Annotated in this window: 9 protein-coding genes; 7 read left to right on the forward strand and 2 right to left on the reverse strand. The window is 39.1% G+C overall.

Annotated features, from left to right (window positions below):
• Nucleotides 1–139: 139 nt before the first annotated feature.
• Complete coding sequence (locus C9J34_RS05420; protein WP_107838846.1) at nt 140–1,201, forward strand: M42 family metallopeptidase; 1,062 nt, start codon at nt 140–142, stop codon at nt 1,199–1,201.
• 3 nt (nt 1,202–1,204) lie between these two features.
• Nucleotides 1,205–2,674 (forward strand): UDP-N-acetylmuramoyl-L-alanyl-D-glutamate--2,6-diaminopimelate ligase, encoded by a 1,470-nt coding sequence (locus tag C9J34_RS05425; RefSeq protein WP_107838847.1) that lies wholly within the window; start codon nt 1,205–1,207, stop codon nt 2,672–2,674.
• Between the two features lie 74 nt (nt 2,675–2,748).
• On the opposite strand, the gene C9J34_RS05430 is transcribed toward C9J34_RS05425, so the two are convergent.
• Entirely contained in the window at nt 2,749–3,243 is a 495-nt protein-coding gene (locus C9J34_RS05430; RefSeq protein WP_107838848.1) for a DUF4303 domain-containing protein, read from the reverse strand.
• A 62-nt stretch (nt 3,244–3,305) separates the two neighbouring features.
• On the opposite strand from C9J34_RS05430, the gene C9J34_RS05435 reads away from it, so the two are divergent.
• The 5 genes from C9J34_RS05435 (at nt 3,306) to C9J34_RS05455 (ending at nt 10,735) form a co-directional block, all read left to right on the forward strand.
• Nucleotides 3,306–3,992 (forward strand): hypothetical protein, encoded by a 687-nt coding sequence (locus tag C9J34_RS05435; RefSeq protein ID WP_238600574.1) that lies wholly within the window; start codon nt 3,306–3,308, stop codon nt 3,990–3,992.
• Between the two features lie 69 nt (nt 3,993–4,061).
• On the forward strand, nt 4,062–4,640 hold the full coding sequence (locus C9J34_RS05440) for a VanZ family protein (protein ID WP_193768898.1): 579 nt from the start codon (nt 4,062–4,064) through the stop codon (nt 4,638–4,640).
• Between the two features lie 31 nt (nt 4,641–4,671).
• Entirely contained in the window at nt 4,672–6,243 is a 1,572-nt protein-coding gene (locus C9J34_RS05445) for a peptide chain release factor 3 (RefSeq protein ID WP_107838850.1), read from the forward strand.
• Between the two features lie 304 nt (nt 6,244–6,547).
• Entirely contained in the window at nt 6,548–9,598 is a 3,051-nt protein-coding gene (locus tag C9J34_RS05450) for an efflux RND transporter permease subunit (protein WP_107838851.1), read from the forward strand.
• Nucleotides 9,599–9,973: 375 nt separating this feature from the next.
• The gene (locus C9J34_RS05455; RefSeq protein WP_107838852.1) at nt 9,974–10,735 is read left to right on the forward strand and encodes a TerC family protein; all 762 of its coding nucleotides are present in this window, start codon (nt 9,974–9,976) and stop codon (nt 10,733–10,735) included.
• Between the two features lie 54 nt (nt 10,736–10,789).
• Here the strand turns inward: C9J34_RS05455 and C9J34_RS05460 are convergent, their stop codons facing one another.
• Nucleotides 10,790–11,227: a lipoprotein gene (locus tag C9J34_RS05460; RefSeq protein ID WP_107838853.1), complete on the reverse strand. Its 438-nt coding sequence runs from the start codon at nt 11,225–11,227 to the stop codon at nt 10,790–10,792.
• Nucleotides 11,228–11,354 lie beyond the last annotated feature (127 nt).

The raw sequence follows: 11,354 nt of genomic DNA on the forward strand, positions 1-11,354 counted from the left end.
CCCTCATTGTTGATAGACATCAATTTTTGATATGATAAAGTGAAACTTCAATTTAGAGGAACTATTCCTCTGCTGATTGTATCGCGCTTTTACGGCTACAGTCCATTTATGCGTGATAAAGGATATTAGGAGGGTTTTTATGACGAATCTATTTAATCAACAAGAAACATTATCATTATTAGAGAAATTAGTAAAAATTGCAAGTCCATCTGGTTATACAACAAATATTATGCGCTTTATGGGCGATTTTTTAAAGGAGCATCATATTCCTTATACAAAGACAAATAAAGGAGCAATCATTGTTACATTCGAAGGGGAAAATAATGACCAGCATCGTCTGCTAACAGCGCATACAGACACGCTAGGAGCAATGGTGAAGGAAGTGAAGTCAAGCGGTCGTTTAAAGCTCGCAATGATTGGTGGCTTTAATTGGAATGCTGTAGAGGGCGAATACTGTACAATTCATACAGCGGATGGCAAGTCGGTGCGTGGCACAATTTTAATGCATGAAACGACGGTGCATGTATATCGTGGTGCAGATAGTTTAAAGCGCGATGAAAACCATATTGAGGTTCGTATTGATGAAAAGGTGTTGAGTGCACAGGATACGCGTGCTTTAGGCATTGAAGTTGGTGATTTTGTATCGTTTGATGTGCGCTATGAGGAAACGGCATCAGGCTTTGTCAAATCGCGTCATTTAGATGATAAGGCGAGCACAACATTGTTATTGCAATTAATGAAATATATAAAAACACATAATGTGAAACTGCCTTATACGACGCATTTTTATATTTCAAACAATGAGGAGATTGGCTATGGTGGCAACTCTAATATCCCCGCACAAGTTGTTGAGTATATTGCAGTAGATATGGGGGCAATTGGTGACGGTCAAACGTCTGATGAGTATACAGTTTCAATTTGTGCGAAAGATGCGACAGGTCCGTATCATTATGAATTAACACAGCATTTAGTACAGCTAGCAAAGACAAAGAGCATTCCTTATAAGCTAGATATCTATCCATATTACGGCTCAGATGCTTCAGCGGCCATTCGAGCAGGTTTTGATATTCGCCATGCTTTGTTTGGACCAGGCATTGAGGCATCACATGCGTATGAGCGTACACATGTTGATTCATTACAGGCAACAGCTGCATTATTATATGCGTATGTGACATCACCAATGGTGGAAATGGAGGAATAGTGAATGCGCGTAGAGGAATTATTGAGTGCCATTCCACAAAAGAAAATACTTGGCGTATTGCCTAGCTATATTGAAGATATTGCGGTTGACTCAAGAAGTGTACAGCCGCAAAGTGCGTTTATTTGTATAAAAGGCTATACAGTAGATGGGCATGACTATGCGCAAAAGGCGGTTGATGCTGGTGCGACGCTGCTTGTCGTAGAGCGAGAATTACAGCTAGTAGGCAATGTAGCGCAGCTGATCGTACCAAGTACAGAACGAGCACTTGGTTTACTTTCAGCTCGATTTTTCGGCTATCCATCTGAAGAGTTGCTCATGATTGGTGTAACAGGGACAAACGGCAAGACGAGTGTTACAGGGATACTCCATAATATTTTGATGGGACTAGGTAAAAGATCAGCACTTGCAGGGACAATTGGCTTTAATTTAAATGGCACGCTTTACGAATCTGCCAATACGACAAGTGATGCACTAAGCACACAACAAATGATTTATCGTGCAAAAGCAGAACGGTGTGACGCAATGGTAATGGAAGTGTCGTCACATGGCTTAGCGTTAGGTCGCTTAGCAGGCGTTGATTATGATGTAGCAATTTTTACGAATTTAACGCACGATCATTTAGATTTTCATGGCACGATGGAGGCGTATGGTAATACGAAAGGGCTGTTGTTTGCACAGCTAGGTCAAGATTTGCGCAAAGATAAGCATGTTGTATTAAATGCGGATGACGATTGGTCAGCACATTATGAAATGTTAACACCGTTTCCTGTTTGGACATATGGACTACATAGCGATGCTGATTTTCATGCTTCAAATTGCCGTTATGAGGATGGGATGACGCATTTTACAATGCAAACGCCTGAAGGCAGCTACGATGTTTCGATGCATTTGCTTGGAGAGTTCAATGTTTATAATGTCTTAGCGGCAACTGCCGCTCTATATGCACGCCAGTTTTCATTATTTGAGATTGTTCAGCAAATCGAGCAACTTCCACCAGTGAAAGGACGCATGGAAAAGGTGCATACCGATTTGCCAATTCAAATTTTTATCGACTATGCACATACGCCAGATGCGATTGAAAAAGCCATTAATGCGGCATTGCCGTATAAAGGTGAAAACAGCAAATTAATTTTCTTAATTGGCACAGGCGGCAATCGTGATAAATCAAAGCGCCCAACAATGGCAGCAAAAGCATCCGTTGCAGATTACGTGATTTTAACGACAGACGACCCACGCTATGAGGAATATAGCAGCATTACAGGTGATTTAGCCAAGGGGATGTTGCATGAGCAATACGCATGTATCGGCGATCGTGCGGAAGCAGTGCGCCACGCAATTCATATAGCAGAAGCAGGTGATATCATCATTTTTGCTGGTAAGGGTCATGAAGATTACCAAATTATCGAAAATACAAAATACCCACATAGCGATACGGAAATTGCGATTGCTGAAGGGAAAGTGAAATTTGTGTAGGTGCCAGGCACACACACAATTTACACACAATTTAAAAGGCTATCTGGAAATTTGTTTTCAGATAGCCTTTTGAATTAACGCTGCCAATTACGCAAAAAGGCAGGGAGTAATGGATGATTTGGATTACAGCGTTTGGCTGACGATATTTCCAACCTTTCATCATCAGCATCATCTGTCACTGAAATAAACGTAAAGATCTGTTCATCAATAACACCTTCTTGCTTTAATTCATACATCGTATCGCTCATTACCTTATGAATGGACGCTTTATGTATGGAAAATTGTTCATCAGCAGTTAATGCTCTGTCTAATAGCTCACGGCTGACTTTTTGCAATAAATCTGTATCATCTTCATGTAAAAATTCATCTTTCAAAAAGCGATAATCTTCAGGATTATCCTCATAGCTTTCTCCAATTTGAATAAGGGATTTTTCCGTTCCCAGCGTTAAATAGAGGCTACCACAATCACTATCTGTTACTAAAACAGCTGCGTATATTTGCTCATCCTTTAGCGCATTGTACATCGCAGTATAGGCTTCATGTACGGCTAATTTGATTTTCTGCTTCATCTATACATCACTCCTTATCCACTTTATAATTAAACTATAACATGGTCGTGGGAGGGCTGAATGTGAAAAAGGTGCTAATGATTTCGTTTCTTGCTGTTATATTATCTAGCTGTCATGGGGTTCCTTTATTGAAACAATGCCCCCCAAATACGATCATTGAATGGGTCGATGTATTAATGATTGATGATATAAAGTATGAGCATTATTTTCCAGATTCAGTGGATGAAAGTCTCTCAGTAACAATTGAAAAGGGCGAGGAAATTGGGCAAGTGACATACAAAATGGCAGATCATGCATGCAGCAATCATAAAATGCAAAATGGGCATGCTGCTCATTTAGAGGAGGGCACAGTGATTTATGAAGTAACAGGCTATCCGTCAGAATTGTTAGTTATGGCTAATAATGTTGCATATATAGCGCAAACGAATAAACAGGCCAAGACGGTAGGAGAACTTTACCCGATGGATCAGCTTGTGAAAAATATTTATATTGAAAGCTTGGAAGATGGGCGTAGAATACATACATTCTCACAGTCTTCTAAGGAGCGATTTTTAAATGCATTTTATTTATTACCATTGGGGGATTGGCAGTCCATGGATGGCGAACGTGTATTTTTAGAGATTGAGCTGAATAACGGTGTATCATTCAGACAACTATATTGGGCTGATTCAAACGTATTCCACAACGGTGCAGTTGGGAACGATGAGGTAAAAGAAGTGATTCAAGAGGAATTAGCGCAAATGGAATAGTTGCTTACTGGAAACTTTTTGTACATATGCATCGTTTTCTCTTAGAGAGTAATTAAAGGAGCAGTATATATGATTCAATCTTTTTTAGTCAGCATGCATTTATATTGTATGCTGACACTTCCGATTTATGGATTATTGCGTTTTCTTTGGATGAGAAAACGCCCTGTGAATAAGCAATATGAAATAGCAATGCTATTATTTTTTTGCTTCTGCATTAGCATTTTTTCGCAAACGATTTTGCCTGAATATTGGTTTGAAAATGGTCATATCGTTTTGCAATTAGAGCCTACTTTCTTACGTCATAATTTCACCCCCTTTCGTACCATTTCTTTGTACATGGCTGAGCTACATGGACCAATCGCAGAAATTGCTTTTTACAATTTAGCAGGTAATATTATTTTGTTTATTCCGTTTGGCTTTTTTATTCCTTTACTATGGACAAACATGCGTAGCGCATGGAAAATGCTGCTTTTGGCATTAGCCATTCCGCTGTTTATAGAGAGTTGTCAGCTTTTTATTGGACGTAGCACAGACATAGATGATGTGATATTAAATGCAATTGCAATTGTGCTAGGCTATATTTTCTATCAGATTACACAATTTCTAAGAAAAAAGGTTGTAACAACAAGGGAAAGTCTTTTAAAATAAGTTAGGATAGAAAAAGGAGACGGAAAAAATTATGACTTTAGAGCAAGATATATTAGCACGTCGCACATTTGCGATTATTAGTCACCCGGATGCTGGGAAAACGACGATTACAGAAAAGTTATTATTATTCGGTGGTGCAATTCGTGATGCGGGTACAGTAAAAGGGAAAAAATCCGGGAAGTTTGCAACTTCTGACTGGATGGAAATTGAGAAGCAACGTGGAATTTCGGTTACATCTTCTGTCATGCAATTTGATTATAATGGACATCGTGTGAACATTTTAGATACACCAGGACACCAAGATTTCTCGGAGGATACGTATCGTACATTGATGGCAGTGGATAGTGCTGTCATGGTTGTAGACGCGGCAAAAGGGATTGAGGCACAAACATTAAAGTTATTTAAAGTTTGTAAAATGCGCGGTATTCCGATTTTTACCTTTATCAATAAACTGGATCGCCAAGGGAAAGAGCCTTTAGAGCTAATCGAGGAGTTGGAGGAAGTACTAGGCATTAACGCTTATCCAATGAACTGGCCAATCGGTATGGGGAAAGAATTCCTTGGTATCTATGACCGCTATAATAAACGTGTGGAGCAGTTTCGTACAGAAGAAGAAGAGCGCTTCTTACCGCTTGATGAAGAAGGTGGATTAGCAGTTGACCATCCAATGAAGGTTACTTCTTATTATTCACAGGCAATGGACGATATTTTATTGCTGAATGAAGCAGGTAATGAATATTCAGAGGAGAAAATTCGCCGTGGTGAGTTGACACCTGTATTTTTCGGTTCAGCTTTAACGAATTTTGGTGTGCAAACATTTTTAGAAACGTATTTACAATTTGCGCCGACACCACAGCCACGTATAACAGAGGATGAGCAATTTATCGACCCTGTTGAGTACAATGAATTCTCGGGCTTTATTTTCAAAATCCAAGCGAATATGAACCCAGCACACCGTGACCGTATTGCCTTTGTACGTATCGTATCAGGGAAGTTTGAGCGCGGAATGAATATGACATTAGCACGTACTGGAAAATCATTTAAAGTAACACAGTCGACACAGTTTTTAGCGGATGATCGTGAAATAGTAGATGAAGCGGTTGCTGGTGATATCATTGGTTTATATGATACAGGCACTTATCAAATTGGCGACACGGTTGTTGGTGGTAAGAAAGCATTCCAATTTGAAAAACTACCACAATTCACGCCAGAACTATTTATGCGTGTTAGTGCGAAAAACGTCATGAAAGCGAAGCAATTCCATAAAGGGATTTTACAGCTCGTGCAAGAAGGCGCTATTCAATATTATAAAACATTACACACAGAAGAAGTATTGTTAGGTGCGGTAGGACAGTTACAGTTTGAAGTGTTTGAGCACCGTATGAAAAATGAATATAATGTGGAAGTAAAAATGGAGCCAGTCGGCAACAAGATTGCGCGTTGGATTGAAAATGAGGATGATGTGAAGGAATCGATGTCTTCTGCGCGCTCAATGCTTGTAAAAGACCGCTTTGATAACTTAGTCTTTTTATTCGAAAACGAATTCGCAATGCGTTGGTTCTCAGAGAAAAACGAAAATATTAAATTATATAGCTTGTTGTAAAAAAAAGCTGCAGGGGCTGTCTGGAAAGGTATTACCTTTTCAAGCAGCCCCTGTTTTTGTGCGAATTTCACAGTTTAATGGGTGAAAACTGGCATTGGTTGGGCGATTACCTCTGTTCGCTGGGCGAATTTGGCGATTGGTTGGGCGAATTGTTACTTTTGAACTGATATAAAATCACTCACTTCACCGCTTTTGCGTTATTCTAGTTTTCCAGCCGCTTTAACAGGTAATCCCTCGCATCATGTCGAATAAATACAAATAAAGAAGGTGAAAATAGAGTAATTGAGATGAAGGAGTATATGGAATGAAAGTAACTGAGTTTTCTGTGAGGCGTCCTGTTTTTACAGTTGTAACAATGGCGCTTGTACTTATTTTAGGAGTTGTTTCGCTTTTTAAAATACCTGTGACCTTGATTCCGAATTTAAATCCGCCTATTGGTGTTGTTGTGACGAGTTATCCTGGTGCGAGTCCGCTTGAAGTGAGTGAAAAAGTGACGAAGCCTTTGGAAAGTAGCTTGGCAACGTTGCCAGGTATAAAGCGATTGCAATCTACCGCACAGGAAGGCGCCAATTTAACGATTATTGAATTTAGCTGGACGACGGATATGAATGTGATGCAAATGGAAATTATGCAGCGATTAGATATGGTTTCATTGCCAGATGGTGTAGGTAAGCCGTCCTTTATGAAATTTGATCCTTCGCAGTTTCCCATTATTCAGTTAGGCTTGCAAGCAGAGAGTGCAGATGTTGATTTACGGCAAATGGCAGAATCGTTAGAGCAAGAGCTGAAGCGAACAGAAGGCGTAGCAAGCGTTAATATTTCCGGAAAAATTGTTGAGGAAATTCGTCTTACTTTAGATGCTGATAAATTAGAGGAAAAAGGTTTAACACAAACGGATATTATCCAGCTTGTACAGGCGAATAATATTTCTTTGCCAGGAGAAACAGTGTCTGTAGAAGAGCGACAATTGACGACGCGCATTGTGAGCCTATTTACTTCTCCTGAACAAATAGCAGAGCTAATTATTTCCGTAAACCCATTAACGGGTGAATCACTGTTGTTGCGGGATATCGCTACAGTTGAACGCACAGAGCAGCCACAAACAACCATTACACGTGCAAATAATTATCCAGCACTATTAATTTCAGTGTTGCAGCAGTCAGATGCAAATACAGCACAAGTGTCGGATGCTTTTCAAGACGCTTTAGAGAAATTATTAGAGCAGCCACAATATGCAGACGTAACGGCACACTTATTATTTGATCAAGGAGATTATGTAAAGTTAGCCATTAATAATATTACGTCCTCATTATTGTTTGGTGGTCTCTTTGCGATGCTTACACTATTTGTCTTTTTACGAGGCATTACTAGTCCTCTGATTGTTGGCATAGCAATCCCTTATTCAATTATCGTGACATTTGTGCTCATTTATTTTGCGGATTTTTCTTTAAATATTATGACGCTTGGTGCACTAGCATTAGGGATTGGGATGCTCATTGATAATGCGATTGTAGTAATTGAAAATATTGAACGCCATATGGCACTTGGCAAATCACCGAGAGAAGCAACTTTATATGGTACGAAGGAAGTGAGCCTTGCCATTATTTCGTCTACATTAACAACGGTTGCTGTGTTTTTACCGGTTGTCTTTATTACAGGCTTAATTGGACAAATATTCACAGAATTTGCATTAACCATTGCCTTTAGCTTATTTGCCTCGCTCGTTGTCGCTTTAACAGTTATTCCGATGTTAGCGAGCCATTTATTAAAGCCTAAGATGACAAATTTAATCGAGAGACGCCAGCAATCTAAGTTTTATCAAGTATATGGTAAAATAATTCGCTGGGGATTGCGCAATCGAGCAGTTGTATTGATTACGACAGCACTGTTATTTGCTGTGACAAGTTTTATGCTTTATCGTACAGGTACAGAATTTATTCCAGCGACAGACGAAGGCTATGTGTCATTGCAAGTCCAGCTGCAAACGGGCTCTTCTATCGAAACGACAGAAAGCGTTGTAGCGGATATCGAGGATTACATACAGCCACTGCAAGAGGTAGATGTTATTGTTAGTGTTATCGGAGGAAACCAGCAATCAATGTCGCGCGGTACGAGCCGAGCAAATGAAGCGGAGCTGTATATTAAACTTGTGCCAATTGCAGAGCGTAACAAATCGATTTTTGAGCTTGTAGAAACGATGGAGCAGGACTTAGCCGCAATTGTAGGACAACGTGCAGAACTAGAATTTTCTTTAACTTCATCCTCTGGCTCAGCACCAAATACATTAACGTTTCGTGTAACAGAATCGAATGAAGTGCAATTACAAGAAGCGGTGTTAGCTATTCAACAAGCTATAGCGGAAATTGATACAGTGAGTGAAGTAACGACAGATTTAGATAGCACTGTGGAGGAGGTTCGTATCGAGGTTCAGCCAGAGCAAGCGAAGGAATATGGCTTGTTGCCTGCACAAATTGCCCAAACCGTAGGAAGTATGACGCGCGGTCTTTATACGACGCAAATTATCGCAGAGGATGGCGTTGTTTTACCTGTTATGACGAGCTTTGGTGATACATTTAATCAGAGTATTGAGGCGTTAAAAGGCATGAAGCTGCGTACACCAGCAGGTCTCTTTGTGGCGCTAGAAGATGTTGCGACAATTGAGCTGGCACAAAGACCAACATCGATTAGACGCTCAGATCAAGCTTCGGCTGTCGCCTTTTTCATTCAATATGCGACAACCGAATCGTTAAGTGGTATTTCAGCAAAGGTTGATCAAGCGATTGCGGGAATTCAATTAAAGGATACGACACGCGTTATATTTAGCGGAGATCGAGAGCTATTTGATAGCGCGAAAAACGATATGATACTTGCGATATTGTTAGCTGTTATTTTAGTGTATATCGTGCTGGCGGCACAGTTTGAATCATTTAAATATCCATTCGTTATGCTATTTAGCATTCCGTTAATGATTGTAGGGGTTGCCCTCGCCTTATTTATCACGAATACATTGCTTGGTATAACAGCAATTATCGGTATATTAGTCTTGGTAGGAATTGTTGTGAACAATGGGATTGTGCTAGTGGATTATATTAATCAGCAAAAGGAACAAGGGAAGCCATCCTATGAAGCTATTTTAATTGCTTGTCAAGATCGTTTGCGACCAATTTTAATGACAGCATTGACGACGGTGCTTGGATTAATTCCACTTGCCCTAGGTATAGGGGAAGGAACGGAACTCAACCAACCAATGGCGATTGTTGTAATTGGCGGACTTTTTGCATCAACAGTGCTTACTTTATTAATTGTGCCAATTATTTATAGCTTAATGGATAAAGAAACACGTTATATAAAGTGAAACTTCAATCAGTGGAGACTTTTCCATTCCCTACTGTTGGTTGAACGAATCAAGCGTTCATAGCTATCCTTTCGTGTATAAAATATTATGATAAAGAAAATGATTGCTAAACAATAGAGTTTCAAGTATAATGAAAATACAGTTGAATATCCATTGACATTATGTCAAAGGGGAGTAGCTATAAGAACTGAGGGACTGCGTTATGCAGCCTTAATGAACTTATTTCACATTCGTCATTACATGGTTGATAGCCATCGGGTGTGATAGCAATGAAATTTGCTTAGCAAGACCTTTGCCTGTTTTTTAGGCAGAGGTCTTTTTTGTTGCCTAAAAAGAATGAAAATGGGTATACAATAAGTAAAGGAGGAACAGAGAATGGAGACAATATTATTAGAATACGCATGGGTACTTATCGTACTTGTTGTATTGGAAGGTTTGCTGGCAGCAGATAATGCGGTAGTTATGGCAGTAATGGTAAAGCATTTACCACATGAGCAACAAAAGAAAGCTTTATTTTACGGATTATTCGGAGCGTTTGTTTTTAGATTTGCTGCGCTATTTTTAATTACAGTGCTCGTGAACTATTGGCAAATTCAAGCACTTGGAGCAGCTTATTTATTGTTTATTTCAGCGAAAAATATTTACGATACGAAATTTAAGAAGGATGAAGAAGAAGAAGAAGGAAAGGAAAAGAAAGGCTCTGGCTTCTGGATGACTGTTGTAAAAGTAGAGTTAGCTGATATTGCCTTTGCAATCGATTCGATGCTTGCAGCAGTAGCAATTGCCGTGACATTACCACATTTGACAGAATACGATATTGGCGGTATTAACGCAGGTCAATTCTCTGTTATGTTCCTAGGTGGTTTAATTGGTTTAATCATCATGCGATTTGCAGCACAATGGTTTGTAAAAGTATTGAACAAGCTACCATCTCTTGAAACAGCAGCATTTCTAATTGTTGGCTGGGTAGGGGTAAAGTTAGTTGTGTTAACATTAGCGCACGACAAAGTAGCATTAATTCCACATGACTTCCCACATTCAACACTGTGGAAGGCGACATTCTGGATTGTATTAATAGCAATTGCAGCAGGTGGTTATTTCTTCAGTGTAGCCAAAAACAAAAAGCAACAAGCGTAAATAAAAAAGTAGCAACCACCAAAGCGATTTCGGTGGTTGCTATTTTTTTATATGTTAATTAGACAACTCAACATCAAATACAAATGTGACCATACTGCCATTTTCCCACTGTGCAACAACTTCATATAAATAGTAGCCTTCAACAGATGGTAATAAAATTTTATTATCTATAACATTAACTATTTCCATTTCACCGTCTTTATTGTATTGTTGAACTGCAATAGTATCTGGGCTTTCTTTAATTTTTAATAGTAACTCATTGTTACTGGGAACAGATAATGTTTCGAATTGACTAGCATATCCGTAGATGGATTTTCCTATTCTTGGCGCACGTATGGTTACGTTTCCATCTATCCACTCATGCCCAGCGTCGACCATTTGATAATTTTGATTATCTACATGAATTTCTCCTATCGGCACTTTTTTTACGTCATTAGGTTGACAAGCGGCTAAAAGTAGGACGATTAGTAAAGCTATTAAAGATCTTTTCAAAATATCACCTACTTTTGATAAATGGCTCGTTTCTATAGCTTATTTATCTTTTAGAGCCAAAAATATTTTTTAATTTGTAGAATAGTATATCTACATAATACTTATAAATATATAATTTAAACTATTT

The organism is Metasolibacillus meyeri (assembly GCF_003049505.1).
In the GTDB taxonomy this organism is placed as follows: domain Bacteria; phylum Bacillota; class Bacilli; order Bacillales_A; family Planococcaceae; genus Metasolibacillus; species Metasolibacillus meyeri.